At 70.4% G+C, this 25,718-nt stretch carries 20 protein-coding genes and 3 pseudogenes; 10 read left to right on the plus strand and 13 right to left on the minus strand.

The features are described 5' to 3' along the window. Positions 1–49 precede the first annotated feature (49 nt). The 3 genes from J8M51_RS31170 to J8M51_RS31180 form a co-directional block, all read right to left on the minus strand. The gene (locus J8M51_RS31170) at positions 50–460 is read right to left on the minus strand and encodes a nuclear transport factor 2 family protein (RefSeq protein WP_216588214.1); all 411 of its coding nucleotides are present in this window, start codon (positions 458–460) and stop codon (positions 50–52) included. A gap of 2 nt (positions 461–462) precedes the next feature. Next, positions 463–1,269, minus strand: coding sequence for an MBL fold metallo-hydrolase (locus J8M51_RS31175; RefSeq protein ID WP_086765202.1), 807 nt, complete (start codon positions 1,267–1,269; stop codon positions 463–465). Between the two features lie 71 nt (positions 1,270–1,340). Continuing rightward, positions 1,341–1,964 (minus strand): DsbA family protein, encoded by a 624-nt coding sequence (locus tag J8M51_RS31180; protein WP_216588216.1) that lies wholly within the window; start codon positions 1,962–1,964, stop codon positions 1,341–1,343. Positions 1,965–2,196: 232 nt separating this feature from the next. Here J8M51_RS31180 and J8M51_RS31185 point away from each other — a divergent pair, with 232 nt between their 5' ends. Next, positions 2,197–2,598 (plus strand): DUF6896 domain-containing protein, encoded by a 402-nt coding sequence (locus J8M51_RS31185; protein WP_086753406.1) that lies wholly within the window; start codon positions 2,197–2,199, stop codon positions 2,596–2,598. Positions 2,599–2,603: 5 nt separating this feature from the next. On the opposite strand, the pseudogene J8M51_RS46325 reads toward J8M51_RS31185, so the two are convergent. From J8M51_RS46325 to J8M51_RS31210, 6 genes and pseudogenes are all read right to left on the minus strand, one after another. Further along, positions 2,604–2,939 (minus strand): annotated as a pseudogene (locus tag J8M51_RS46325) (transposase); the annotation flags it as partial. Positions 2,940–2,950: 11 nt separating this feature from the next. Then, a pseudogene (locus J8M51_RS46330) lies at positions 2,951–3,225 on the minus strand (transposase); the annotation flags it as partial. Between the two features lie 170 nt (positions 3,226–3,395). Then, the gene (locus J8M51_RS31195; RefSeq protein ID WP_086753404.1) at positions 3,396–4,544 is read right to left on the minus strand and encodes an amidohydrolase family protein; all 1,149 of its coding nucleotides are present in this window, start codon (positions 4,542–4,544) and stop codon (positions 3,396–3,398) included. Positions 4,545–5,388: 844 nt separating this feature from the next. Then, complete coding sequence (locus J8M51_RS31200; RefSeq protein ID WP_086753402.1) at positions 5,389–5,883, minus strand: MarR family winged helix-turn-helix transcriptional regulator; 495 nt, start codon at positions 5,881–5,883, stop codon at positions 5,389–5,391. A gap of 149 nt (positions 5,884–6,032) precedes the next feature. Beyond that, positions 6,033–6,380, minus strand: coding sequence for a hypothetical protein (locus tag J8M51_RS31205; protein WP_086753400.1), 348 nt, complete (start codon positions 6,378–6,380; stop codon positions 6,033–6,035). Between the two features lie 170 nt (positions 6,381–6,550). After that, positions 6,551–7,594: a LacI family DNA-binding transcriptional regulator gene (locus J8M51_RS31210; protein ID WP_086753398.1), complete on the minus strand. Its 1,044-nt coding sequence runs from the start codon at positions 7,592–7,594 to the stop codon at positions 6,551–6,553. 257 nt (positions 7,595–7,851) lie between these two features. On the opposite strand from J8M51_RS31210, the gene J8M51_RS31215 reads away from it, so the two are divergent. The 5 genes and pseudogenes from J8M51_RS31215 to J8M51_RS31235 all read left to right on the plus strand — a co-directional run bounded on the left by J8M51_RS31215 (position 7,852) and on the right by J8M51_RS31235 (position 17,396). Beyond that, positions 7,852–8,799 (plus strand): carbohydrate ABC transporter permease, encoded by a 948-nt coding sequence (locus J8M51_RS31215; RefSeq protein ID WP_256964084.1) that lies wholly within the window; start codon positions 7,852–7,854, stop codon positions 8,797–8,799. Continuing rightward, positions 8,796–9,617 carry a carbohydrate ABC transporter permease gene (locus J8M51_RS31220; protein ID WP_086753394.1) on the plus strand — a complete coding sequence of 274 codons (822 nt, stop codon included), beginning with the start codon at positions 8,796–8,798 and terminating at the stop codon, positions 9,615–9,617. The genes J8M51_RS31215 and J8M51_RS31220 overlap by 4 nt, the downstream gene beginning before the upstream one ends. 121 nt (positions 9,618–9,738) lie before the next feature. Beyond that, positions 9,739–10,965: pseudogene (locus J8M51_RS31225) on the plus strand (ABC transporter substrate-binding protein). A gap of 170 nt (positions 10,966–11,135) precedes the next feature. Continuing rightward, positions 11,136–14,285: a family 78 glycoside hydrolase catalytic domain gene (locus J8M51_RS31230; RefSeq protein WP_086753392.1), complete on the plus strand. Its 3,150-nt coding sequence runs from the start codon at positions 11,136–11,138 to the stop codon at positions 14,283–14,285. A 75-nt stretch (positions 14,286–14,360) separates the two neighbouring features. Continuing rightward, positions 14,361–17,396, plus strand: coding sequence for an alpha-L-rhamnosidase (locus J8M51_RS31235; protein WP_086753390.1), 3,036 nt, complete (start codon positions 14,361–14,363; stop codon positions 17,394–17,396). Between the two features lie 60 nt (positions 17,397–17,456). Here J8M51_RS31235 and J8M51_RS31240 read toward each other — a convergent pair whose 3' ends face one another. Next, entirely contained in the window at positions 17,457–18,818 is a 1,362-nt protein-coding gene (locus tag J8M51_RS31240; RefSeq protein WP_086753388.1) for an NlpC/P60 family protein, read from the minus strand. Between the two features lie 292 nt (positions 18,819–19,110). On the opposite strand from J8M51_RS31240, the gene J8M51_RS31245 reads away from it, so the two are divergent. After that, the gene (locus tag J8M51_RS31245; RefSeq protein ID WP_086753386.1) at positions 19,111–20,085 is read left to right on the plus strand and encodes a trypsin-like serine peptidase; all 975 of its coding nucleotides are present in this window, start codon (positions 19,111–19,113) and stop codon (positions 20,083–20,085) included. Between the two features lie 52 nt (positions 20,086–20,137). On the opposite strand, the gene J8M51_RS31250 is transcribed toward J8M51_RS31245, so the two are convergent. Beyond that, positions 20,138–20,665 (minus strand): DinB family protein, encoded by a 528-nt coding sequence (locus tag J8M51_RS31250; protein ID WP_086753384.1) that lies wholly within the window; start codon positions 20,663–20,665, stop codon positions 20,138–20,140. Between the two features lie 195 nt (positions 20,666–20,860). Between J8M51_RS31250 and J8M51_RS31255 the strand changes: the two genes are divergently transcribed. The 3 genes from J8M51_RS31255 to J8M51_RS31265 all read left to right on the plus strand — a co-directional run bounded on the left by J8M51_RS31255 (position 20,861) and on the right by J8M51_RS31265 (position 23,806). Then, on the plus strand, positions 20,861–21,859 hold the full coding sequence (locus J8M51_RS31255) for a 3-oxoacyl-ACP synthase III family protein (RefSeq protein WP_086753382.1): 999 nt from the start codon (positions 20,861–20,863) through the stop codon (positions 21,857–21,859). An 86-nt stretch (positions 21,860–21,945) separates the two neighbouring features. Next, entirely contained in the window at positions 21,946–22,983 is a 1,038-nt protein-coding gene (locus tag J8M51_RS31260; RefSeq protein ID WP_216588227.1) for a 3-oxoacyl-ACP synthase III family protein, read from the plus strand. A gap of 25 nt (positions 22,984–23,008) precedes the next feature. Further along, positions 23,009–23,806 (plus strand): SDR family NAD(P)-dependent oxidoreductase, encoded by a 798-nt coding sequence (locus J8M51_RS31265; protein ID WP_086753380.1) that lies wholly within the window; start codon positions 23,009–23,011, stop codon positions 23,804–23,806. A 131-nt stretch (positions 23,807–23,937) separates the two neighbouring features. Here the strand turns inward: J8M51_RS31265 and J8M51_RS31270 are convergent, their stop codons facing one another. Beyond that, a complete protein-coding gene (locus J8M51_RS31270) occupies positions 23,938–25,446 on the minus strand; it encodes a class I adenylate-forming enzyme family protein (RefSeq protein ID WP_086753378.1) in 1,509 nt (502 codons plus the stop codon). Next, positions 25,446–25,697, minus strand: a complete 252-nt coding sequence (locus tag J8M51_RS31275; RefSeq protein ID WP_086753376.1) for an acyl carrier protein — start codon at positions 25,695–25,697, stop codon at positions 25,446–25,448. The genes J8M51_RS31270 and J8M51_RS31275 overlap by 1 nt, the downstream gene beginning before the upstream one ends. Between the last annotated feature and the right edge of the window lie 21 nt (positions 25,698–25,718).

The raw sequence follows: 25,718 nt of genomic DNA on the forward strand, positions 1-25,718 counted from the left end.
CGACACCGGTCGTGCTCGGTCGGGCTGTGTTGGACTGGGTCGGGCTCGGTCAGGTGGTCATGGCCTCCCGGACGAGGGCGGTGTCCACGAACTGTTCGAAGCGGACGATGAGGCCGCCGCGTACGACGAAGTGGTGGGCGACACGGACGGCGACGGGGCGGCCGGTGGCCTTGTTGGTGGCCGTGTAGCGGGCGAGGACGACGACGTTCTCGCCGTCGACGACATAGGTGTCGTCGTGGGCGGTCCAGCCGTCCCAGTCCTGGCCGAGTCGCTCCATGACGCCCGCGGTGACCCCGTCGGGCGTGCGATAGGTGCCGGCGAGGGGGAAGCCGGCCATCTCCGTCCACTCCACGTCGGGGGCGAGGGTGGCGCGCAGGGCGTCCAGGTCACCGGCGGCGGAGGCGAGGTACTGGCGGCGTACGACGTCGGCGGGCGCGGGGGAGAGGGCGAACTCGCTCATGTTCAGCCCCACTTCATCTCGCCCTTGGCGACCTTCGCACCGATCTGGGCGGCGATCTGCATCCCGTTGTCCGGGTGACGCGCGACGAGGGCGGCCGTGAGAGAGGCGCCGTCCGCGGCCTTGTCCAGTTCCTCCTCGAAGGCGAGCAGATAGTCACGGGTGGCGGTGATGGCGGAGGCGTCGGCGGGGGTGCCGGGCAGCCGGTGGCCGGGGACGACGAGGTCCGGCCGGAGCGCGGCCATCTCGTCCAGCAGGTCGATCCAGGCGGCGCGGTCGCCCGGGGTGGGGGTGTCGGCGACCCAGACGTGCTCCTGCTGGAAGAGCAGGACGCCGCCGAGGATTGCGCGCCGCTCGGCCTGCCAGAGGTAGTGGCGGTCGGGGAGAGCGGCCGGGCCGCCCCGCAGTTCGAAGCGGTGGCCTTCGAGGGTGAGGTCGCCGGTCAGCGGGGTCAGCTCGACCAGGCGGGTGGGGAGGTTCGCGCCGAGCGCCGCCCACGCCTTGAGCTTGCCCTCGTACGAGTGCCGGATGTGGTCGATGACGAGGGGAGTCGCCACGAAGACCGCGTCGGGGAAGGCGTCGGCGATCACTTCGGCGCCGAAGTAGAAGTCGGGGTCGCCGTGGCTGACGAAGACGGTCGTCAGCGTCTTGCCGGAGTCGAGGATCTCGGCGGCCACCCGGTGACCGTCCGCCCGGGTGAAGGCGGCGTCGACCAGCAGCGCATCCGTCTCACCGGTGACGAGGGTGGCCGTCTTGTTCTTGACGCCGGCGGGGAAGTCGAGGTCGAGGACCTTGAAGGAGAGGGTGCTCACGGGGAACTCCTTGAGGGGTGTGGGAGGTGGGGTGTGGGGCGTGGGAGGTGGGACGGTCAGGAGGTTCGTGGTCAGGTTCGGGTGGCCGGGTGGGACGCGAGCCGCTGGTCGATCTCGTCCGCGGTGGCGCGACCGTAGGCCAGGGGGGTGAGGGACGTGCCCTCGACGGCGAGCAGGGTGGGGAAGCCGGTGACACCCAGTGCGGCCGAGCGGCGGAAGTCGGCCTCGGCCGCGGTCTTCGCCTCGGCCGACGCGAAGGCGGCCACGACGGCGTCCGCGTCCAGACCGGCCGCCTCGGCGACCGCGCGGTACGTGGCCGGGTCCGAGAGGCTGTGGCCGCCGGCGTAGAACGCGTGCTGCAGGTCCGCCGCGAGGAGCGCCGCCCGGTCGGGGGCCGCCTGCCGCAGGGCGGCCGTGCCGCGGGCGGCGGCCTCGGAGTCCATGACGAACGAGCCGTCGGCGACCAGCCGTTCGTAGCCCGCGCCGAACACGGCGCCGGTCAGCTCCGCGATCTGGGCGTTCGCGCCCCGGACATGGCCGAACTCACGGATCGGCACCCGGCGCGCCCCGGTGAACAGACCGCCGGAGACCACCTCCACCGGCAGCCCGGGGTGGCGGGCGACCACCTCCCGGAGCGTTCCGGAGAAACCGTGGGACCAGCCGCAGTAGGCGTCGAAAACGTAGACCAGCTTCATGGTGACCTCGACAGGCGCGGGATCGTCCACCCGGTGCGGGCGATCGCCTGACAGAACAGTAACTGACGTGTCAGATATTTCGGCAGTCTGGTGTGAGGTGGGTGACGCGGCCAAGCAGTCCTGACTCGGACACCAGGGAATAGCTGATCGTCTCAGAATGCCGTCCTGCGGAGACGCTGGCGGCCCCATGGAACAATCCCTTCGGCCACGGGCTCAGGGGGAATGACGCCGTATGGAACGGGTTGGGGCTGCGCGAGACCTCGTGCTCGGTTACGTCCGCGCTCTGAACGCGATTGATGAAGCCATGAGGGTGGCGATCCCCTCGCCGGAGCGATCGGCGGACGTCGTCGGCCTGGTCCGTGCGTGCCGGATCAACCGGAGTGATCACATCGGCACCTACTCCTACGAGGTTCATGGGGCAGGGTGCCGCTTCGTGAGCGACGACGGCACTGAGGTCGACGTGGACTTCGCAGCCGACGGGAGTGAAGTCTTCGACCTCTGGCGGCTGCGCGGGTATGGGCTGAGCCTGCCGGAGCCTCTTGACGTCACGGATCAGGACCTGCGGTCCGCAGTGCGGTCGCTGGGACCACTTCTGCACGAGGTGCGGTCGGGGTGGTTCGGCGTAGCCAACTGATCGCTTCAGGAGGAGGTTCGCAGGCGGCGGAGGCATGTGAGGCTGCAGGCCAGTGCGAGCAGAGCCTGATGGAGATCGGCGCGTCGTTCGTATCGGATGCGGAGCCGTTCGAACCGGTGCAGCCAGGCGAAGGGGCGCTCGGCCACCCAGCGCACCTTGCCCAGTCCGGAACCGTGGGCGACGCCGCGTCGTGCGATCAGCGGCTCGACGCCGCGCTTCCGCAGCTGGCGGCGGTACTTGTCGAAGTCGTAGCCGCGGTCCGCGTACAGCCGCCGGGGCTTGCGGCGAGGGCGTCCCCGCAGACCTCGAAACGATGGGACGGCGTCCGGCAGGGGCAGGAGCAGGAGTTGGGTGAGCCGGAACGGGACCGGTCGACGGGCGAGGGAGCGGCGTGATCCCCCCGTTGAGAGCCCGGACGTGTGACCCGTCCACTGGGCATTCGTCCAAGTCCAGCGGGCCGGTGCGGCGCAGCTCGGTCGGCAGGGCCGCGTGCAGGCGTGGCCAGACGCCGGCCGCGGTCCAGCCCCGCAGCCGACGCCAGGCCGTCACCCCGGAGCGGCCCACGGTCTCCGCCGGGGCATCGCGCCACGCGACACCGGTCCGCAGTACGTACATGACCCCGGACACCCTGCCGACCAAGATCGCCGAGCACGGGACCCGCGACTCAACTCATTCTGAAACGATCAGTTGGAAGAGTCGGCATGGGGCCGCGTCATGGAGCAGCCGCGCATCGCATACTTGGGCCGTACTCTCGCCTTACGGCAAGGCATACTTTCGCTCCGGCCGACGCCGGCGCATCACTTCACGGGAACTTTGATTCCGAACAGTTTCTCCGCATTTCGGAATGCAATCTTTTCCTTGTCTTCGCGTGGCAAATCGACTCCGCGGAACCAGTCGGTCTGCTCCTTGATGTCCGCGAACGGATAGTCGGTTGCGAACATCACTCGATCCACGCTTATGTACTTCAGCAGGAGATCGAGCAGTTCGGTCTGGGGGAATGCGCTGGTTGTGACCCAGAAGTTGTCCTGGAAGTATTGCCCGATGGGTTTCTTGAGAGATTCTTTGGTCGGCTCGCCCATGTCGTTGACGATCCGCTCGTAGTAGAAAGGAAGGCCTTCGCCCATGTGGCCGATGATGATTTTCAGTTTGGGGAATCTGTCGAAAACCCCGTACGTGATCATCCGAACGCATTGGGTCAGCACCTCCTGGTGCCAGCCATATCCAGACCCACTGAAAATGTAGTCCTGGTAATCTTCCGTGTATTCAGACCGTGTGGTGCTGTAGTAGATCTTGAAGACCTCGTCAGCTGGATAGCCGGGATGCAGATAGATCGGCACGTCGAGAGCAACGGCACGTGCCAGTACGGGCTCGAAATCGGGATGATCGAGATACTTCTTCGCGATGTGACCGTTGGTCAGTGCGCCCAAGAAGCCATCTTCCCGAACCGAGCGTTCCAGTTCGTCCGCCGCCGCCTCCGGGCTCTGCAAGGGCAGGGTGGCGAAAGCCTTGAAGCGGTCCTGATATTTGGCGATCGGCCCGTCTACAAGTTGCCGGTTGAGGCGATAGGCAAGGTCGATGCCCCTCTGGCCAGGGACATTTTGTACGGAGGGTGTATGAGCAGAGAGGATTTGAACGTTGAGTCCACCCGCATCCATGTCGCCGATGCGGCGCTGGCCTAGATCCGCAAGGCCGATTTCCTCGAGGAATGCTATGTGATCCTGATTGATGGAGTTCAACTTCAACAACGTGGGAGTCGAAAAGGTCTCCTCCGTGCCGATGAAGGGCAGGTCCTGGTCCCGCCGTAAAATGTCCGACGTCTTGTCCGAAGCCTTGTCCGATGTCTCGCTCTCGCTCGCTTCCGAGAGAATGGCGTGCGTGGACAAGCCGGCACCAATGCCAAGTGCCGTGCTGGCGGCGAGAAAGCCGCGACGTCCCATGGGCTTCATGTCAGTCCCTCTCTTCGGGCGTTTGTGTGGTGAGGTATCCGTTCGGCATCCGTCTGCGAGAGATGCTTTAGGGGTCTTCGCGTCCTGCTCGCGCACCCCGGCAGCGCTCAGGCCGAGGAACCGCTCGTCGGTGTGCAGCGGCTGTGGTGGAGCAGGCGACCGCCCGCGTGCGCGCTGTGCGGACCCGCACTGTGTCGGCGTGTGACCCCGCATACGGCGACAGGGAACGCTGTCACCAGCGCCCTGGTGGCCACCCCGAACTTCCGCAGTGGACTATCAAGTTCCGGCATAGCCCCAACGCTAGGCCCGATTCCGTTCTGTTTCGTCATGCTGCGGTCGTCATCCCTCGGGAGACAGGCGGCACGACGTTACTCCGACGGGAGTACTCTCCGGAGCGCCGTTCGACACCCGCACGAGAATCAAGGCCCGTCGCAACTGGGCCCGAAGTGCAGAGATGGGCCGGGCTGGGCTTTCCCCGATGGCGCTGCGTCGACTGCCATCACCAGCCTTCTCCATACGGATTGCATCGCTTATCCGCATGCCTACTTCCTACCGAGCGAACCTGCGACAAACATCAAAGAGCTGCTCACACACTCTGCTGAATGATCAGTCGTGAGAGCTTCTCGAGCCGTTGCTTCCACCATGGCCCGATGAAGGCGCCCGGTCCGCGGCCGGTACCGGATCGGCAGTGCCTGCAGGGCATTCCTGCTTGCCCAGCTGAACGCGGCAGACGAGATCGACTGGTCCCGGGCGGTGATCGACGGCAGCCACATCGACATGAAAAAGGGGGTCCAGGACCTTGAGTTCGCCCCCATTTCCAGCCCTCACGTGAGCCGCGCCCGCGTCAGGGCAGGCGGGGCAGTACGTCGCGTGCCGTGTGGCTGAGGATGCGCAGATCCTCGGCGAACCGCTCACGGTCGGCCTCGGGGAGGGGGCCGACGAAGTACTCCTTGATGTTCTCCACGTGGACGCGGGCGGCGCGCACGGCTGTCTCCTCGCCGAGCGGCGTCAGCCGTACCAGCTTCCCGCGGCGGTCGGTGGGGGACTCCTCCCGGGTCACGAGGCCCGCTGTCTCCATGCGGTCCACCAGGCGGGTCACGCCACCGGTGGTGAGCACCTGCTCCTGGGCGATGGCCCGCATCGGCAGTCCCGGCTCGCCCGCCCGCCCGAGGATCAGCAGCACCTCGAACATCAGATGGCTGATGCCGCACTCGACCTCCAGGGCGCGCCCGAGGATGTACTCCAGCCGGTTGGCCGCGCCCTGGAGCCGTCCGAACGCGAGGACGAGTTCGTGGTCGGCGGCCTCCTTGGCCGTACTGATGCCTGTCTGCTCGCTCATGGCCGCGCCGCCCCTCTCCCGGTCCCGACTGCCACCGTACCGATCATGCCTCGGTGGTACGGGCCGGTCGACGGGCCAGGGCCGCCGCATGGGTCCCGGGGCGCCGGGGAGCGCCGGGGCGGCCCCGAGGCCGACCGGACCCTGTGCCGTCAGACCTCGAGTCCGTAGGACGTGAACGCGTAGACCCCGGGGGCCTGCTGCTCGACCTTGTGCGACACCCTCGCGCCGTACCGCGTCCAGTCCGCCGCCTCGTCGGTCTTGAGTTCCTCGGGCATGTCGGCCCACGCGTAGGAGTAGTACACCAGGATGCCCAGCGCCTTCTCCTCGTCCTGGTGGTAGCCCCGGTTCGACGGTCGTACCGGATCGCCGTGATCATCTGTCATCTTCAGGCTGAGGCAGGCGTCTTGGACGAGCCGGAAGACCGTCGCCTGCTCCTCCTCCGAGAGGTCCGCGCCGTCCTTCCTGGACACGAAGACCACGGGGCCGTACGCCGACATGGATTCCTCCTGATCATCGGGATCTTGATGGAGCGGGCCGGACGCCCGTGGCGGTTCAACGCTTCCTCGGGCCTGGTCGAAGCAACCTGGTGCGCCCGGCTGTCGTCAGCCATGGATCGATGGATGGGTAACGTTACCCAGCGGCGGCGTTCTCGCCGCCGGCGGCGGTGTCACTCCGGTGCCCGTGCCGTGGACCGGCGCGGTACGAGTGAGGGGGTCAGGGTGACCCTGGCCGTGGGGCGGTCGCGGTCGTCGATGCGGGCCAGGAGGAGGCGTACGGCGTTGTGGCCCATCTCCTGGCCGGCCTGGTCGACGCTGGTGAGCGAGATCGGGCCGAACGCGGCGAACGTGGTGTTGTCGTATCCGGCCACCGAGAGGTCACCGGGGACGGACAGACCGGCCTCGGCGACCGCTTCGAGCACACCCATGGCGACGATGTCCGCCCCGGCGAAGAGCGCCGTGGGCCGGGCGGAGGCGGGCCGGGCCAGCAGTTCCCGTACCGCCTCGTGGCCGCCCTCCTGGGTGTAGCTGGTGGAGAGCACGTCGATGGACTCCTCCAGGCCGTGCGCCCGCATGGCCTGCCGGTATCCGTCGGCACGGCGGGCGTTGGGCATCTCCGCGAGGCGTGTCGGGTCGGTCTCGTGGTGCTCGACGTGGGAGATCCGGCGGTGTCCGAGGCCGGCCAGGTGGCGGACCACCAGCGCGGCGCCCTCGATGTCGTCGTCGGCCACGGTGTCGTAGACGGGCGAGGAGCCGTGGCGGCCGACGACGACGGTGGGGACCGCGGCGGCGACATGCTCCAGATGGGCGCGGGAGGAGACCGGCGCGACCAGGACGAGCCCGTCCATGCCGCGGTCGATCATCGCCTCGGTGACCCGGGCCTCCGCCTTCTCCCCGTTGCAGCCGGGGCCGAGGAACACCTGGTAGTCGGTGTCCTCCAGCGAGTCGGTGATCCCGTCGAGGATCTCGGGGAAGAACGGGTTGCGGATGTCGGGCAGCATCACGCCGATGGTGTAGGTCCGCCCCCGCAGCGCACGGGCGCCGGCGTGCGGCCGGTAGCCCAACTCGTCGATGGCGCGGCGCACTTTGGCCTGCATCTCGGGGCTCGCCCCGTACGCGTTGCGCAGCACCTTGGACACGGAGGTGACGGACACCCGGGCGTGTCGCGCGACGTCGACGATGGTGATCCTGCGACGTGATGCGGTCGGCTCCATCCGGTCCTTGCCTCTCGGGGTGCGTCGGGGCGGCCGAGTCTAAGCCTGATTCCCCAGCTCAGGGGACGGCTCGAAGGCGGAGGGCGGCGGCCCCCGTAATGCCGTCGTCTTGTCTGCGCAACATCTTGACGTCGCGCGGGAGGCTCCTTAAGGTCTGGCCACACCCCTTGGGAAACGTTACCCAAAAATCCATGCCCGGTCTTCGGAGGGCTGATCCGCCCGATGCGTTGAATCGATTCAAGAGAGGAGGTTCGCCGGTGACCGTCATCCCGCACAAGCGCCCGCCGGACGTCGACCGGTCCCCGGGCGCGGAGCCGGCTCCACGGGGCCGACGCCCCCGAACCGCCCCGCCGTGGTGGTTCGCCCTTCCCGCGATGGCGCTGTTCGCCTTCGTCGTCCTGGTGCCGAGTGCGCGCGGGGTCTACTACGCCTTCACCGACTGGGACGGGCTGTCTCCCGACTTCTCCTTCGTCGGCCTCGACAACTTCACCGAGATGCTCGGCGACGAGGACGCGACCCGGGCCGTCCGCCACACCCTGCTGATCGCCGTGGCCATCACGGTCGTGCAGAACGCGGTGGGACTGCTGCTGGCCCTCGGCGTCAACTCGGCCATCAAGTCCCGGACCCTGCTCCGGGTGTTCCTCTTCGCCCCGGCCGTGATCACCCCGATCGTCACCGCCTACCTCTGGCGCAACCTCCTCGGTCCGGACGGCGCGGTCAACAGCCTGCTCGCCGCCGTGGGCCTCGGCGGATGGCGGCAGGACTGGCTCGGCGACCCGGATCTGGCGCTGTGGTCGGTCGTCGGGGTGATCGTCTGGCAGTTCGCGGGCTATTCCATGGTCATCTTCCTCGCCGGACTCCAGTCGGTGCCCAAGGAGGTCCACGAGGCGGCCTCCATGGACGGGGCCGGTCCGGTGCGCCGCTTCTGGTCGGTGACCAGGCCGCTCCTGGCCCCGGCCCTCACCATCAACCTGATGCTGTCGATCATCGGCGGGATCAAACTCTTCGACCAGGTCTGGGCGCTGACGGGCGGCGGACCGGGGCACGCCACCGACACCATCTCGACGCTCATCTACAAGGACGCCTTCACCCTCGGCGAGTTCGGCTACAGCATCGCGCTCGCCGTCGTCCTCACGATCATCGTGGCGGTCGTCTCGACCGGACAGTTCCTCGCGCTGTCCCGCTACGAGAGGTCCGCGTCATGAACCGCTACCGCCGCCGCACCTTCGCCCTGGAACTGGCGATGATCGCGGCCGCCCTGTTCGTCGCCTTCCCGGTGTACGTCCTGGTCAATCTGGCGGTGCGGCCCTCCTCGGACACCTCCTCGCCGATCAGCCCGACCGGTTCACCGACCCTGGACAACTTCTCCCAGGCCTGGCAACAGGGGGCGCTGGGCGGGGCGTTGGCCAACAGCCTGCTGGTGACGGTGTGCAGTGTCGCCGTCGTCCTCGCGGTGTCCGCGCTCGCGGCGTACCCGCTGGCCCGCGCCACGGCCCGCTGGTCCCGGGGGACGTATCTGACCTTCCTGCTCGGCCTCGCCCTCCCCTTCCAGCTCGCGTCCCTCCCGCTGTACCAGACCCTGCGCGACCTGGGACTGCTCGGCTCCCCCTGGGCGCTGGTCCTCTTCTACTCGGGGCTGCAGGTGCCGTTCACCGTCTTCCTCTACGTCGGGTTCCTGCGCGCTCTGCCGCGTGACTTCGAGGACGCCGCGCTGATCGACGGCTGCACCCCGCTGCAGGGCTTCCGGTTGGTGGTCCTGCCCATGCTCAAGCCGATCACCGTGACCGCGCTGGTGCTCAACACGGTCGCGGTCTGGAACGACTTCTTCACCCCGCTGCTGTACCTCAGCGGCAGCGACCGGCAGACCCTGCCGGTGGCGATCTCCGGTTTCGTCGGTCAGTACGTCACCGACTGGAACCTCATCTTCGCGGCGCTGGTGATCAGCGTCCTACCCGTCCTGCTCGTCTACCTCCTGCTGCAGCGCAGCATCATCAACGGCTTCGCGGGCGGGCTGCGGGGATGACCCCGACTCCCGGCCGACCCTCACGCACGGCGGCACTCTCCCCGAGGGGGGCATCATGAAGGCACGTTCACTTCCGATGAGGAACCGCGCACTGCCGGTCCTGATCGCGGCGGTCACATCCATGTCCGTGCTCGCCGCGTGCAGCGGCGGCACCAAGGCGGGCTCCGAAGGCGGTTCGGGGGGCTCGAAGACGCTGACGCTCGCGTCCATCGACCAGGGTTCGGTCGAAGACGTCGTCAAGGCGTTCGAGAAGGCCAACCCGGGCGTCAAGGTCCGGTACACGACCAGCGGCGCCGACCAGTACCAGCAGCAGATCCGCACCCAGCTGTCCTCCGGCACCGCGCCCGACGTGATGTCGGTCTGGCCCGGCAACGGCAACCCGGGCGCCACCTTCGTCCTGGCGAAGCCGGGCTATCTGCGGGACCTGTCGGACCGGCCGTGGGCCGCCGAACTGCCGGACGCCATGAAGTCGGTCGCCCAGTACGAGGGCAGGACGTACAACGCGGTGTTCGGACAGAACGGCATCGGCGCGGTCTACAACGACTAGGCCATGGAGAAGGCGGGGCTCACCCCGCCCGAGACCTGGAAGGACCTGCTGGCCTTCTGCAAGGCCGCGAAGGCGAAGGGGACCCCGGCCTTCGCGCTCGGCAACCAGGACAACTGGGTGACCCAGCTCGTGCTGTACGCGCTGGTCGCCACGACCGTCTACGGCGAGGACCGGGACTTCGACAAGAAGCTGCAGGCCGGCGAGACCTCCTTCGCGAAGTCTCCCTGGGCCGCCGCCGTCGACAAGTACATGACCATGGAGAAGACGGGCTGCTTCCAGAAGAACCCCCTGGGCACCAACTACGAGGCCAGCCAGCAGCTCGCCGCCACCGGCAAGACCCTCGGCATCGTCCAGGGCAACTGGGTGATCGCCCTGCTCAAGCAGAAGAACCCGAAGGGCACGTTCACGCTCAAGGCGCTGCCCGCCACCGACGACCCGGCCCGGACCCTCATTCCGGCGGCGGCCGGCGCCGGGTACGGCGTCAACGCCAAGGCGAAGAACGAGGAACTGGCCCTGAAGTTCGTGGACTTCGTGATGTCGCCCAAGGGCATGACCACGTTCGTGGAGAAGCAGGGCAGTCTGCCCACCCTGCCGGACACGGGCTACAGGACCGATCCGTCGCTGGCCGAACTCACCGAGTTCATCGAGTCGGACCGCACCGTGCCGTTCATGGACCAGCTCTGGCCCAACCCCAAGGTCCAGCAGACCATGCTCAGCGGCCTCCAGGAGATCTTCAGCGGCCAGTCCACCCCCGAGAAGCTCCTCGACGAGATGGACGCCGACTACACGTCCGGGAACTGACCCGGCCGTCGGGCCGCCGGCCGCCCTCCGTGGCCGGCGGCCCTTTCCGGGCGCCCGACTGAAACGTTCAAATCGCCAGGGTCAAGTCGCCAGGTTCGCATCACCAGGCATCACGAGGCATCACCTGGCATCGCCAGGTTCAAATCCCCCCGAGTGACCGGAGGTTCGGTATGCCAGACGTCCCCGATGAGCCGTTGAGCCGGAGGAAGGTGGTCGGCACCATGGCCGTCTCGGCGGCGGGACTGGCCGCGCCCGTCGTCCCCGGGCTGCCCCTGACGGCGGCAGCCCACGCCGCCGAGCGGGACGGCGGACAGGGGGCCCGGGTGACGGGCCTGGCGGTCGACGGCCGTGAGGACGGCCCGCTCGGTGTCGACGACCCCGCCCCACGGCTGAGCTGGCGGGTGGCGGGAGCCGGGGCCGGCTGGACCCAGGCCGCCTACCGGATCCGCGCGGCGCGCACCGAGGAGGACCTGGACCGGGGCCGCCCGCTGTGGGACAGCGGCAAGGTCCGCTCCCCGGCCCAGACCGACATCCCCTGGCACGGCCCCGCACCGGCCTCGCGCGACCGTGTGGTGTGGCAGGTGCGGGCCTGGGGCGCGGACGGGCGGGCCATACCGTGGAGCCGTCCCGGCACCTGGGAGACGGGGCTCCTCAGGCGCACCGACTGGGGCGAGGCCCGCTGGATCGAGTACCCGGGCCGCACCGTCGACCAGCCCCTGCCCCTGTTCGCCCGCGCCTTCCGCGTGGGCGGACGCGGGGGCAGGGTCGTCAGGGCGAGGCTGTACCTGTCCGGCGTCGGACTGCACGAGGCCCGGCTCAACGGCGAACCCGTCACCGACGAGGTGCTCGCGCCCGGCAACTCCAACTACCAGCTCTCCCTCGAATACCGGGTGTACGACGTCACCCGGCTGATCCGCTCCGGCGCGAACACCCTCGGCGTCGAACTGGGCCACGGCACAGCCCTGGTGACCCGCTCCGTCACCGACCCCGCCACCGGCCGCACCGCCCCGTACAGCTGGTGGCAGAGCCAGTTCAAGGGCAGCGGCAGCCTCGTCGCGCCCGCCGCCCGGGGCGCCACCACCGTCAGGGTGAGCAGTGTCGCGGGCTTCCATGTCGGCGGCACCGTGAACATCGACACCGGCGACGGCGGCGAGCGTCTGGAATCCCGGACCGTCACCGCGATCGGCACCGCCGGGGCCGACGGCACCGGCATCACCTTCGAGCCCGGTCTCACCGCCGCGCACGACGGCAATGCCGCCGTCACCGGCTCCGGCAACTCCCTCGCCGCCACCGACCCGAGCGCGGGCGCCGCCGTCTCCCCGCGGCTGATCGCCCGGCTGGAACTCACCCGGGCCGACGGCACGGTCCGGACCGTCGTCAGCGACCGTTCCTGGAGAGCCGCCCTCGGTCCGACCGTCACGGCCAACTGGTACTCCGGCTCCGACCACGACGCCCGCCGCGAGCAGCCCGGCTGGACCGCCCCCGGCGCGGACCTCACGGCCACGGCGAAACGCCGCGACGGCACGGCCATGGGCTGGACCGCCGCCGGAATCGCCCCACCACCCAATCTCACCACCGAACTGGTGTGGCGGGCGGCCGAGCCGCTCAGGGTCGTCGACCGGCTCCGCCCGGTCGAGGTCACCCAGCCGCAACCCGGCGTCTGGGTCTTCGACTTCGGGCAGAACTTCGCCGGCTGGCCGCTGCTGAAGCTCGACGGCCCGCTGCCCGCCGGGACCACGGTCAAGCTGCTGCCCGCCGAGTCGCTGAACGCCGACGGCACCGTCCACCAGGCGTCCCTCATGGGCGGCGGCCCCGCCCGCGGCACCGACCTCTTCGCCGCCTACACCACGTACGGCGACCAGCGGGGCGAGAGCTGGCACCCGCGGTTCCACTACTTCGGCATGCAGTGGCTCCAGGTGACCGGCCTGCCCGAGGGATACGTACCTACCCGGGACACGGTGACCGGCCTCCAGATCCACGCGGACCTGCCCGCCGCCGGGTCCCTGCACACCTCCGACGACCGGATCAACCGCGTCCACCGCATGGCCCGTTACTCGATCATGAGCAATGTCATGTCGACCTTCACGGACTGCCCCGGCCGGGAGAAGCTCGCCTACCCCGCCGACTACGTCCAGCCCTTCGGCTCCCTGCACCGCGCCTTCGGCTACGCCGCCTATCTGCGCACCATGCAACGCCACCTGGTCGAGGGCCAGTCCAGGGCCGGCGACGACATCGGCAACGTGGCGCTCAAGGCCCCCGTGTACGACTGGGGGTACACCGGCCGGTTCGGCGACGAGATCAACTGGGGCAACGGCATCGTCCTGGTGCCCTGGCTGCTGTACGAGACATACGGCGACACACAGACGATGAGCCGCGCCTACCCCCGGATGCAGGCCTTCCTGCACTACATCAGGACCCGGAAGGCGGGCACCGGCGCGGACGCCCACCTCGTGGACGCGGCCCTCGCCGACTGGATCGCCGGTGAGAACACCTCGGGCCGTATCACCGGTACCTGGGGCTACCACCAGGTCGCCGACCGGATGGCCCGCATGGCGGCACTCATCGGGCGGGACACCGACGCCGCCGAGTACCGCAACCTCGCGGCCAACATCAAGGACGCGTTCAACGACGCCTTCTACCACACCTCCCTCGGCCGGTACACCGCCGAGGGCGACCGGGGAACCGCCGGAGCCACCCAGGCCGCGCAGGCGCTCGCGCTCGACGAGGGCCTCGTACCGGACGGCGAACGCGCAAGGGTCCTCGACGCGCTGGTGGAACTGGTCCACGCCCACCGCCCGTTCGGGGGCGGTCCGCACTTCAGCGGTGGCACCATCGGCCTCGCCCCCATCGTGCGCGCCCTGCACGAGGGCGGCCACGACGACCTCCTGTGGGACGTCCTCCAGGAGGACACCCGCCCCGGATACGGTCACTTCATGGCACCCACCACCGCCAACCCCCGGGGTCTGACGACCGTTCCGGAGGACTGGGAGATCGGCAGCTCCAAGAACCACATGATCCTGCTGCAGATCGAGGAGTGGTTCCACGGCGGTGTCGTCGGCATCCGCCAGGCGCGCGGCAAGGCCGGCTACCGCGAACTGGTCGTCGACCCCCGCCCGGTCGGCGACCTCACCCACGCCGAAGGCGGCTACCGCACCCCGTACGGAGTGGTGTCCGCCCGGTGGACCCGCCGCGACGGCAGGTTCCGGCTCGACGTGGAACTCCCGCCCAACACCACGGCGGAGATCCGGCTGCCCTCCGGCGACGGTGCCCGCCGGGTCGTCGGCTCGGGGCGCCACACGTTCACCTGCCGTGTCGCGTGACCTGACCCGACCTGACCTGACCCGACCTCCCGACCGGCAAGAGATCCCAAGGGCCCCTCGAAAGGAGCCAGCGCCATGGCAAGCGGAACGAGTGCGGCGGCGGAACCGTCCCGCCGCCCGCACGGCAGCCCCGTCCTCGGGCTGACGGTGGAACACCGCACCGATCCCCTCGGTGTGGACGCAGACCGCCCCCGCTTCGGCTGGCGCACGGAGTCCGCCACCCGGGGCCGGCGGCAGGGGGAGTACCGGATCCTCGTCGCCACGTCCCCGGACAGGCTGACCGCCGACCGCGCCGACGTCTGGGACAGCGGGCCCGTCCGGTCCTCGAACTCGGTCGCGGTTCCCTACGCGGGCGAACCGCTGCGCCCCTCGACCCGCTACCACTGGACCGTCGCCGTCCGGGACACCGAGGGCCGCCCGACGGGTACCGCAGCCCCCTCCTCCTTCGAGACCGGCCTGCTGAGCACCGACGGTGTCACCGGCTGGGACGGCGCCCAGTGGATCGGCATGCGGGGAAAGACCCCCGGCTCGCCGGGCGCACCGATGCTGCGCACCGAGACACCGCTGCGGGGCCCGGTCCGCGAGGCCCGGCTGTACGTCTCCGCCCTCGGCGTCTACGACGTGTACGTCAGCGGCCACCGGGTGACCGTCGAACAGGACGGCGCCCCCACGGTCGAACTCCTGCCGCCGGGCTGGACCAACTACGACACACGCGTCGACTACCTCACCTATGACGTCACCCGCCTCGTCGCCCGCGAACCGGTCGTCACCCTCGCCGCCGTGCTCGGCAACGGCTGGTACAACGGCCGTGTCTCCGAGGGCAGCACCTATTACACGAAGGACGGCAACGAGCTCGCCCTCAAGGCGAAGCTGCTGATCCGCTACGCGGACGGCACCGCACAGTCCCTCGTGACCGGCACGGACGGCGGCTGGAAGGCCACCGACACCGGCCCCTACCGGTCCGACGACCTCTACGACGGCCAGACGTACGACGCCCGCCGGGAGCTACCGAACTGGACCGCGCACGGCTTCGACGACACCGCCTGGTCGGACGTGACACGCGTCGCCTTCGAGGACCGGTACCCGGACGTGCGGCTGACCGCCTACCCCGGCGAGAGCGCGCGCTTCGTCGACCGCTGGGACCTGAGGCCGCGGTCCGTCACCGTCGTCACCGGGGTGACCGGACAGGAGGACAGCCCCCACGGCAGGGGACGCGTCGTCGTGGACCCGGCCCGCACGGTGACCGACCCCGCGAAAGCGGCCACCGCCCCGGTCACCCTCGGCAGCGGCGAGACCGCCGTCTACGACCTCGGCCAGAACATGGTCGGTGTCGCCCGCTGCACCGTGCGCGGACCGGCCGGTGCCCGGGTCGAGTTCAGGTTCGCCGAGATGCTCAACGACGACAGCGCCGGCGCGGACGGCCCCGAGGGCTCCGTCTACCGGGCCAACCTCCGCAGCGCCGAGGCCACCAGCACCTACATCCTCAAGGGCGACCCGCAGGGCGAGACCCATCAGGACACGCTGACCTTCTACGGCTTCCGCCATGTCTCCGTCACCACCTCGCGGACCGTCACCCTCACCGGGCTGACGGGCAAGGTCGCCACCTCCGCCGTCCGCGAGACCGGGACCTTCACCACGAACGATCCCGACGTCAACCAGCTGGCGAGCAACATCCGCTGGGGCCAGCGCGGCAACTACCTCTGGGTGCCCACCGACTGCCCGCAGCGCGACGAACGGCTCGGCTGGACCGGCGACACCCAGGTCTTCGCCACCACCGGCCTCTACAACGCGGACGCCGCCGTCTTCCTCGGCCACTTCCAGGACACCGTCGTCGACTCCCAGACCGTCTACGGCGCGGACAAGGCCCAGTACACCGGCGTCGCCCCCGGCGGACGCTACAACTTCCCCGGCGGCGGAAGCGGTTGGGCCGACTGCGGTGTCGTGCTGCCCTGGACGCTCTGGCAGATGACCGGAGACACGACCGTCGTCGAACGCAACTGGCCGTCGATGACCCGCTACCTGGACTGGATCCGACGACAGACCGGCGACACCTACGCCGGACAGGGCTCGCTCACCGGCGACTGGCTCGCCCCGCAGCAGACCAGCGCCCAGTTGATGAGCGACGTCTACTACGGCTACTCCGCCCGGCTGATGGCGAGCATGGCCCGGGGGACCGGCCGGACGGCGGAGGCCGAGGAGTACGAGCGGCTCTTCGGGCACATCAAACGGGCGTTCATCGCCAAGTACCTGAGCACCGACGGCGGCCGGATCACCGTCAGGTCCGGCCTGGGCGAGGCCTCCCCGATCGAACCCGGCTCCGATCCCGACCAGAGGACGGAGGACAACACCCAGACCGCGCTGTTGTGGGTCCTCAAGCTCGGTTTCTACGAGACGCAGGCCCAACGCCGGGCCCTCGTCGGCCACTTGGCGGACAACATCGGCAACGACGCGGCCCACAGGGCGGCGCACCCGGACAGTGTCCGTGTCCGCCACGCCGAGAACACGCTGTCCGTCGGATTCCTCGGCGTCAACGTCCTCGCCCCCATCCTCACCGACGAGGGACGCGCGGACCTGGCGTACCGGCTCCTGTACCAGGACGCGCTCCCGTCCTGGCTGTTCTCGGTGCGGAACGGCGCCACCACGGTCTGGGAACGCTGGAACTCCTACTCCGAGGGCGCCGGCTTCGGCCCGGTCGGCATGAACTCCTTCAACCACTACGCCTACGGCGCGATCATGGAGTGGATGTACGCCTACATGGCCGGCATCGCCCCCGACCCGGCCGGCCCCGGCTTCCAGCGCTTCCTCCTGCGGCCCCACCTCGATCCCACGGGCCGGATCACCCGGGTCTCGGGCACCTACGTCTCGCCGTACGGCGAGATCCGCAGCGCATGGGAGACCGACTCCGGGGGCCGCACCCTGGCGTACGAGGCGGTCGTGCCGGCGAACAGCGAGGCCACCCTGCGGCTGCCGGCGGCCTCGGCAGACGCCGTACGGGAGGGACGCACCCCGTTGGCGCGGGTGGACGGGGTGCGGTTCCTCGGCCACGCCGACGGGGTGGCCTCGTACCGCCTTCCCTCGGGCCGCTACCGGCTCACGGCGGACCTGCGCTGACTGCGGACGGCCGAGCGCGCGCGGGGCGGCGAGGACGCCGCCCCGCGCACGGCGGATGGGTCAGAACCAGTCCGTGCAGGCGATCGTGCCGCCCTTGCCGTTGGTGCCGCAGGCGCGCATCACCAGTCCGTTGTCGTTCCACTGGCTGGTGTAGGCGTCGGTGCCGGAGGTGATCTTCGCGTAGCCGAGCATGGGGTCCCAGGTCTTCCCGCCGTCGGCGCTGCGGTCGACCCAGATCTCGTCGCCGATCGTGCCGCCGATGATGCGGCCCCAGGCGCACGCGGTCGTGCTGTTGTAGCGCAGTTCGACGGTACGACCCCATACGATGGTCGACTTGGCCGTCCAGGCGCCCGAGCCGTTCGGTTCGGTGCCGTCACCGCACGAGGTGTTGGAGTCGGCGCCGGCCAGGGTGCCGCCGATACGGGAGTACTCCCCGCAGGACGGCACTCCGGGCATGATCGCCGGTCCTTGGAGGAACAGGTTGCTGACCCAGCTGCGATAGTCCGGCAGATACGTCCAGACGTTGTTGACCATGCCGTTGTACGTGGCCCGCTCGCCGACCCGCTGGCACAGGCCCCGCACGGCGACCGAGATGCCGTTGCGCAGCTGCCAGTTGATCGCGCTGCCCGTGTGGGAGTCCGCGCGCAGGTTCGGCTGCCCCCAGGTCTTCAGTTCCTTGCCGTGCCCGTCGTACTCCCAGACCGGGAACACCCCGTCGGCCAGCGGCCGCAACGCGCCCCGGTAGCGGTCCCACTTGTCGTTCCCGATCCGGATCGGGTATCCGGATTCGGGTGCCTCGATGTACTTGCCGTCGCCGAGGTAGAGCGCCACGTGGGTGAGGTTGGCGCCGAAGTAGAGGATGTCACCGGGCAGCAGGGGTGCCTCGCCCTGTTCCTTGGTGAACCGGGTGTGCGCGTAGCCCGGGTTCTGCCAGGTCGACTGGGTCGTGCGCTCGCTGATGAGGTCCTGGCGGGTCGCCTTGTACCAGGCCCAGCGGACCAGGCCGATGCAGTCGAAGCTCCAGTACTCGGTGTCGTGCTGGGCCATCGGGTCGAGGGAGGGGATGCCCTGGCTCGGTCCGGGGAGGCCCTCCGCGTGGCCGCCGCCCCATGCGTAGATCTTGCCGAGGTAGCGGCAGGCGGTCTCCACCGCGTCCACGGCGGCGATGCTCCCGCCCGCCTTCAGCGGCGCGCAGGTGTCGGTGGCGGCGGCCGGCGCGGCGGTACGGACCGCGGCGGTCTTCGCGGTCGCGGTGGTCGCCTGGGCCGCGGTGGCGGTGGCGGTGGTGGCCTGGGCCGCGGTGGCGGTCGTGGTGGGCAGGCCCAGACAGGCCGTCGTGACGGCGGCGGTCAGCAGCAGCCGCAGCGGGCGGAAGCGGCGGCGCCGTGCTGGGCCGTCGTCACCAGGCGTGGTTCTTCGCATGTCGGTCGTTCCCCGGTTCTCTCAAGTCTTGTTCGCGGGCGTGCTCACCGGCGTCCCGAACCCTGCGGCAGTGGGCCGCGAGACGTCCACACCAGCACGGTTGCCCGCTGGGACGGGCAACGGGAAACCCCTGGGAAACCCCTCGATGGGGTCGCCTCCCCACGGAGTGCGGGGCACGGGCCGCTGGGGTGATTTCGCGCCCATTATGACGTGTACCTGTCCAAGCGGGCGGTGGGCTGGCACGCTGCGTTGCGCGAGTCCGTCCTCGTCCCCCACCGCTGAAGGAGTACGCGTGAGAGACATACGCCGCTCGTCCCGCCCCCTTCGCAAGCCCCGTCCCGTCGTCGCCGCCCTGCTCGGTGCCGCCGCGCTGCTCGGCGCCGGCGTGTTCGCCACACCCGCCGGGGCGGCCACCACCGCCGACCCCGCCTCGTTCTGGACCGCCGAGCGGATGCGGCAGGCCGTGCCGTTGGACCTGCCGACCGTGGACCGGACCCAGGCGAAGGCCGCACCCGTGGACAAGGGCAGGGCGAAGACCGTCGCCCCGACCGTCCCGGGCGCCCGCAACGACGTCGGGGTGCTGGCCTTCCCCAACAGTGGTGGGCCCTGGTCCGGGGGCGGGGCCGTGCTCTCCACGGCGGGACGGGTGTTCTTCACCTACCAGGGACGCACGGCCTCGTGCTCCGGCAACGCCGTCACCAGCTCCAACAGGAGCACGGTCATCACCGCCGGGCACTGCGTGAAGCTGGAGGGGGCCTGGCACACCAACTGGGTCTTCGTGCCCGGCTACCACGACGGCCAGGCCCCGTACGGCAGATGGAGCGCCACCAAGACCCTCTCCACGCCGCAGTGGACCGCGAGCGAGGACATCAACTACGACATCGGCGCGGCCGTCGTCGCCCCGCTGGACGGCAAGCTGCTCACGGACGTCGTCGGCGGGCAGGGACTCGCCTTCAACACCGGCTACAACCAGGCGATGTACGCCTTCGGCTTCCCCGCCGCCGCCCCGTACGACGGGGAGAAGTTCATCTACTGCAGCGGCACCACCAACCGTGACTTCCTGCTCTCCAACGACCACGGCATGACCTGCAACATGACCGGCGGCTCCAGCGGCGGCCCCTGGTTCACCCAGTTCAACGAGTCGACGGGCACCGGCCTGCTGTCCTCGGTGAACAGCTTCAAGTACAACTTCCTGCCCAACCGCATGTACGGCCCGTACTTCGGCACCGACGCGCAGAACCTCTACCAGACCGCGCAGACGTCCTGACCGGCAGGGCCCGGGTGGCGGCGCCGTGCGACACGGCGCCGCCACCCGGGACTCACGCACCGGTGACGCCGTCGATCCGCTCACGCAGGAGATCCGCGTGGCCGTTGTGGCGCGCGTACTCCTCGATCATGTGCACCATGATCCAGCGCAACGAGACCTCCGGATCGCCGACGTGACCCGCCTCGTGGTCGGGCAGACGGCCGGAGTCGTCCAGCGAGGCGTCGGCGATCAGTTCACGGCCCCGGGCGACCTCCGCCCGCCACACGGCCAGCACCTCGTCCGCCCGCCGGTCCGCGCACAGGGCGAAGCCGTCGGCACCGCTGTCCGCGAAGACCGGTGGGAGATCCTGGCCGGCGAAGACCCGCCGGAACCAGTTGCGCTCCACCTCGGCCACATGCTGGACGAGGCCCAGCAGCGTCATCGGCGACGGTGCCGCCGCGGGCAGCCGTAACCGGTCGTCCTCCAGGCCCGCGCACTTCAGGGCGAGCGTCTCGCGGTGAAAGTCCAGCCAGGCTTCCAGCATGGGGCGTTCGTCGGCGTGCGCGGGCGGAACGGGCCGTCCGTCGGGTGTCGTGGTCATGGACTCACCCTCACAGAATCGGCGTGACCGCACGACCGACTTCCGCGACCGTACGGCCGACGTCGCGGTGCCCGATCGGCGCTCCAGCGATTGTCGAGGCCGCCGCCGCAAGGTGGGACGGTCAGCCCCGAGGGAGGGAGCCCCGCGATGCAGCTCACCGCCCGGCTCCGGTTCCCGTGAGAGGTGCACGCGACAGTGGCGAACGACTGTGTCGGAATCCTGGCGACCGGCTCCTATCTCCCCAGGGACGTCATCAGCAACGAGGAACTGGCGCGACGGGTCGGCACCAGCGCCGCATGGATCGAACGCAAGACCCAGATCAGGAACCGGCGTTACGCGGCACCCGACGAGGCCGCCTCCGATCTCGCCGTCCGCGCCGCCGAACAGGCCCTCGCGCAGGCCGGCATCACCGCCGACCGGATCGACTGCGTCATCGTCTCCACCTCCACCGGCGACGCCCCGCTGCCCCCCACCTCCCACCTCGTCCAGCGCGGGCTGAAGGCCCACAACGCCGCGTGCCTCGACCTGAACGTGGTGTGCAGCGGATTCGTCTACGGTCTCGCGCTGGCACGCGCCTTCGTCTCCTCCCACCCCGGCAGCCATGTGCTGGTGATCGCGGCGGAGGTCTACTCACGCATCCTCGACTTCGACGACCGCCGCACGGCCGTGCTGTTCGGTGACGGCGCCGGCGCGGCGGTCGTGGGCCCCGTGCCGTCGCCGTACGGGTTCGTCGCCTTCGACCTGTCCAGTCACGGGGAGGGACGCAACCTGGTCAGGGTGGAGGGCGGCGGCAGCCGCAGACCCGCCTCGCACCGGACGGTGGACGCGCGGGAGCACTACTTCCGCATGGACGGCCGGCAGGTGCGGGACTTCGTGATGACGGAGGTCCCGCCCACACTGGAACGGCTGTCGCGACGCGCGGGCATCCCCTTCGACCGGATCGACCACCTGGTGCCGCACCAGGGCAACGGCGCGCTGCTGCACGCCCTGGTGGAGGAGGCGGGGCTGACGCATGTCATGACCCACCGCACCGTGGAGGAGTACGGCAACGTCGGCAGCGCCTCCATCCCCGTGACGCTCGACGAGGCCAGCCGGGCGGGCCGCCTGCGGGACGGCGATCTGCTGATGGTCAGCGGCTTCGGCGGCGGCCTCTCCCTGGGCTCCTGCCTGCTGCGCTGGGCGGCGCCCCGGTGAGGAACACACCGGCCCCCGCCGGGTGACCGGGCGGCGAGCGAGTACGACGACCGTACGTCCCCCTTCCCCGAAAGGCGTTGCCGACGGTGGCCGAACACTCTGCCGGAATCCTTGCGACCGGCTCCTACGTACCCAAGGACGAGATCGACAACGCGGAGGTCGCGCGACGGGCCGGTGCCACCGCCGAGTCGATCGGACGCGAGACCCGGACCAGGACCCGGCGCTACGCGGCACCCGACGAGGCCGCGTCCGACCTCGCCGCCCGCGCCGCCGAACGGGCCCTCGCCCGGGCCGGCGTCCCCGCCGACCGGATCGACTACCTCGTCGTGTCCACCGCCACGGGCGACTTCCCCCAGCCGCCCACCGCGCATCTGGTGCAGAACGCCATCGACGCCCACCGCGCGACCTGCTTCGACATCGGCGCCTCCGGCAGCGGTTTCCTCTACGGACTGGACCTGGTCCGCGGTCTGCTGCGGCTGCACGGAGACGGACTCGCCCTGGTGATCTGCACCGAGGTGTTCTCGCGGTTCATCGACTTCGCCGACCACCGTACGGCCGCGCTCCTCGGGGACGGCGCCGCCGCGGCCCTGGTCGGGCCGGTGCCCTCCGGCCACGGCCTCCTCCGCACGGTCCTGTCCGGACCCGGCGACGCCCCCGGGGCGCTGCGGATCCGGGCCGGGGGCAGCCGGGTCCCGCCGTCCCACGCCTCGGTCGCCGCCGGCGGCCATCACGTCACGGCGGACCGCCGCGCGACACCGGACTCCGCGCGGGCGCACGGACCCGCCGCGCTGGCCGGGCTGGTGCGGGACGCCGGATACGGGCCGGAGCGGATCGACCACCTCATGGCGCACCGGTCCGCCGGGCCCCCGCCGTGGGAGCTGGCCCGCGCGTCGGGTCTGCGCAACGCCAGGGCGCACTGCACCGTCGAGGAGTACGGCGACATCGGCAGCGCCTCCCTGCCGCTCACCCTCGACCTCGTCGACCGGGCGGGACTGCTGCGCGACGGCGATCTGGTCCTGCTGGCCGGCCTCGACGGCGGTACGGCGATCGGCGCGTCACTGATGCGCTGGTCGGTGCCGGGACGGACGACGAGCGACGGCCGGGACGGCCGTCGACACCCGTGATGTGCGAAGTGCGAAGGAGACCGGCATGCCTGTGACCCCCCTGGTCCGTGACTACGCGGACGCCGCCGTCGTGATCACCGGCGGCAGTACCGGAATCGGTCTCGCGAGCGCGCTGCGGTTCGTGGACGCCGGTGTGCGCCGGGTCGCGCTGCTCGGCCGGAACCCCGAGCGCGGCAAGGCCGCGAGGACGGCGGTCGAGAGCCGCTGCCCGGAGGCCGAGGTCGTCTTCGTCCGGGTGGACGCCAACGAGGTCCCCCAGGTGGAACGCGCCGTGGCGGAGGTGCACCGCGCCCTGGGCTCGATCGACGTCCTGGTCAACTCCACGCCCCCGCCCTCGCGTTACGGACCCGAGCTGCTCCATCGCACGCCGCTGGCCGACGTGGCGCCCATCCTCGCCACCCTGGCCGTACCGCCGATGCACATGACCCGGGCGGTGTTCCCGGTCATGCGCGAGCAGGGCGGGGGAAGCATCGTCAACATCGCCTCCGACGCCGCCAAGATCGCCACGCCGGGGGAGAGCGTCATCGGCGCGGCCCTGGCCGCGATCGTCATGTTCTCGCGGACGGCGGCGATCGAGGGGAAGCGCGACGGGATCCGGGTGAACGCCGTGACCCCTTCTCTGGTGGTCGGGACTCCGCTCGCGGACCGTGTGCTCGCCGACGGGTTCGGCAAGAAGATCTTCGAGAAGGCCGCGCGGCTCGCCCACCTCGGTGTGGCCGAGCCGGACGACCTGGCCTCGCTCATCGTCTTCCTCGGCGGCCCCGGCGCGGCCAGGCTCACCGGCCAGGCCATCAGCGTGACGGGCGGCATCTCCGCGGCGTGACCCCGGTCGCCGCGACTGCCGTACACCGCCGCGACTCCCGCACACCGCCTCGACTCCCGTCCCGCGCAAGCACGTCGTGCGGGGCCCCGGCCGGAGCCGGGACCCCGCACGACGTGCCGGGAGAGCGCGGGTCAGACGGGCAGCAGCCTCTTGAGGATCTTGCCCGCCGGGTTCCGGGGCACCTCTTCGATGAAGCGGATGTGCCGGGGCCGTTTGTACGCGGCGAGAAGTCCGGCTAGATGCGTCTGCACCTCCTCGGGGGTGGTGCCTTCCTCGGCCACCACGAAGGCCAGCGGCGCCTCGCCGTAGTCGGCGTCCGTCACCCCGACCACGGCGGCGTCGTGCACCGCGGGATGGGAACGCAGCGCCTGTTCGATCTCCCTGGGGTACACGTTCTGCCCCGCCCGGATGATCAGGTCCTTGCTCCGGTCGACCAGGTGCACCCGGCCCTCACCGTCGATGAAACCGAGGTCACCGGTACGGGTCCAGCCGTCCACCGTGATGTCGGCGGTGGCCTTCTCGTCGTCCCAGTAGCCGCGCATCACACCGGGGCCGCGCACACAGATCTCCCCGATGACACCGGTGGCCGTCTCCCGGTCCTTCGCGTCCAGGGCCTTCACCGACATACCGGGGATCACCCGGCCGGCCGGGATCACCTCGGCGCTGCCGGGGGCGGGGTGCTCGTCCGGACCGAGCGTGACGAACGGACCGCCCACCTCGGTCATCCCGTAGACCTGCCGGAAGCCGCACCCGAGCCGCTCGGCGGCCTCGGCGTGGATCTCCGGCGGCATCGGCGCCGCGCCGTACAGCACCTCGCGCAGACTCGACAGGTCCGTGCTCTCCAGCGACTTCGCCCGCATCAGGAAACGCAGCATCTGGGGCACCAGCCAGACGTGCGTGGCCCGGTTGTCCTCGATCGCCGCCAGCGCCCGCTGCGGCTGGAAACCCGGCGTGAGGACCACGGTGGCGCCCGCGGCCATGTACGTGAGGGAGACGACCATGCTGCCGTGGTACAGCGGGCAGCAGTTGACCATCACCATGCCGTCCGTGGGCCCGGCCTGGGTGAGCCAGCCGAGCGCGATGGCCCGGAACGAGGCGTGGTCGACGGCGACGCCCTTGGCCCGGCCGGTGGTCGCCGAGGTGTGCAGGATCGCCGCGAGCGCGTCGTCCGGCACCTCGGGCAGGCCCGCGCCCCCCGCGGTGTCCGCCGCGGACCCGTCGCCGGGGACCGGTCCGTCCCCGGCGCACATCGCGGCGAACTCCGCGTCGTCCAGCGGCACCCGGATCCGCACCGGCAGATCCGGATGCCGGTCCAGCAGGGCCGACTCACCGACGACCGCCGCAGGGGTGCAGCGTTCCGCGATCCCGGTCACCTCGGCGGGGGTGAGGCTGTGGTTGAGGGGGACGAAGACCGCGCCCAGCCGGGCCAGCGCGAAGTACGTCTCCAGCACCTCGATACGGTCCAGCGAGAGGACGGCCACCCGGTCGCCGGCGCGGATGCCGCGCCCGGCGAGCCCGTGCGCGAGCCGGGCCACCCGGTCGTCGAACTCGGCCCAGGTGACCGAGCGACGGGCGTCCACCAGCGCCTTGCGGTCCGGGAAACACTGGCGGTTGCGCCGCAGCAGCTGGGTCAGCCACATCACGCACCGTCCGGCCGCGCGGCGGCGGGGGCACGGTCGGCGAGGAACCGCTCGTAGTCCCCGATCGTGGACAGCTCCTCCATGTCCGGGGCGGTGATCTCCACCCCCATGCGCTGCTCGACGAGGAGGACCAGACGCACCAGGTCCCCCGAGTCGATGCCGCTGGCGGCCAGATCGGTGTCGTCGCCGAGTTTCTCGGCGTACTCCGACGTGCCGGTCAGTTCGGTGAGTAGCTCACGGATGGTGCTCATACAGGTCCACCTTTCGAAGCG

It is taken from the genome of Streptomyces griseiscabiei, assembly GCF_020010925.1.
Taxonomy (GTDB): Bacteria; Actinomycetota; Actinomycetes; order Streptomycetales; family Streptomycetaceae; genus Streptomyces; species Streptomyces griseiscabiei.

Coding starts and splice junctions, on each gene's coding strand:
- J8M51_RS31265 (WP_086753380.1), top strand. CDS start 23,009: ATGCCTGTGACCCCCCTGGTCCGTGACTACGCGGACGCCGCCGTCGTG.
- J8M51_RS31210 (WP_086753398.1), bottom strand. CDS start 7,594: ATGGAGCCGACCGCATCACGTCGCAGGATCACCATCGTCGACGTCGCG.
- J8M51_RS31200 (WP_086753402.1), bottom strand. CDS start 5,883: ATGAGCGAGCAGACAGGCATCAGTACGGCCAAGGAGGCCGCCGACCAC.
- J8M51_RS31205 (WP_086753400.1), bottom strand. CDS start 6,380: ATGTCGGCGTACGGCCCCGTGGTCTTCGTGTCCAGGAAGGACGGCGCG.
- J8M51_RS31195 (WP_086753404.1), bottom strand. CDS start 4,544: ATGAAGCCCATGGGACGTCGCGGCTTTCTCGCCGCCAGCACGGCACTT.
- J8M51_RS31170 (WP_216588214.1), bottom strand. CDS start 460: ATGAGCGAGTTCGCCCTCTCCCCCGCGCCCGCCGACGTCGTACGCCGC.
- J8M51_RS31250 (WP_086753384.1), bottom strand. CDS start 20,665: ATGACCACGACACCCGACGGACGGCCCGTTCCGCCCGCGCACGCCGAC.
- J8M51_RS31270 (WP_086753378.1), bottom strand. CDS start 25,446: ATGTGGCTGACCCAGCTGCTGCGGCGCAACCGCCAGTGTTTCCCGGAC.
- J8M51_RS31180 (WP_216588216.1), bottom strand. CDS start 1,964: ATGAAGCTGGTCTACGTTTTCGACGCCTACTGCGGCTGGTCCCACGGT.
- J8M51_RS31230 (WP_086753392.1), top strand. CDS start 11,136: ATGCCAGACGTCCCCGATGAGCCGTTGAGCCGGAGGAAGGTGGTCGGC.
- J8M51_RS31275 (WP_086753376.1), bottom strand. CDS start 25,697: ATGAGCACCATCCGTGAGCTACTCACCGAACTGACCGGCACGTCGGAG.
- J8M51_RS31235 (WP_086753390.1), top strand. CDS start 14,361: ATGGCAAGCGGAACGAGTGCGGCGGCGGAACCGTCCCGCCGCCCGCAC.
- J8M51_RS31240 (WP_086753388.1), bottom strand. CDS start 18,818: ATGCGAAGAACCACGCCTGGTGACGACGGCCCAGCACGGCGCCGCCGC.
- J8M51_RS31220 (WP_086753394.1), top strand. CDS start 8,796: ATGAACCGCTACCGCCGCCGCACCTTCGCCCTGGAACTGGCGATGATC.
- J8M51_RS31185 (WP_086753406.1), top strand. CDS start 2,197: ATGGAACGGGTTGGGGCTGCGCGAGACCTCGTGCTCGGTTACGTCCGC.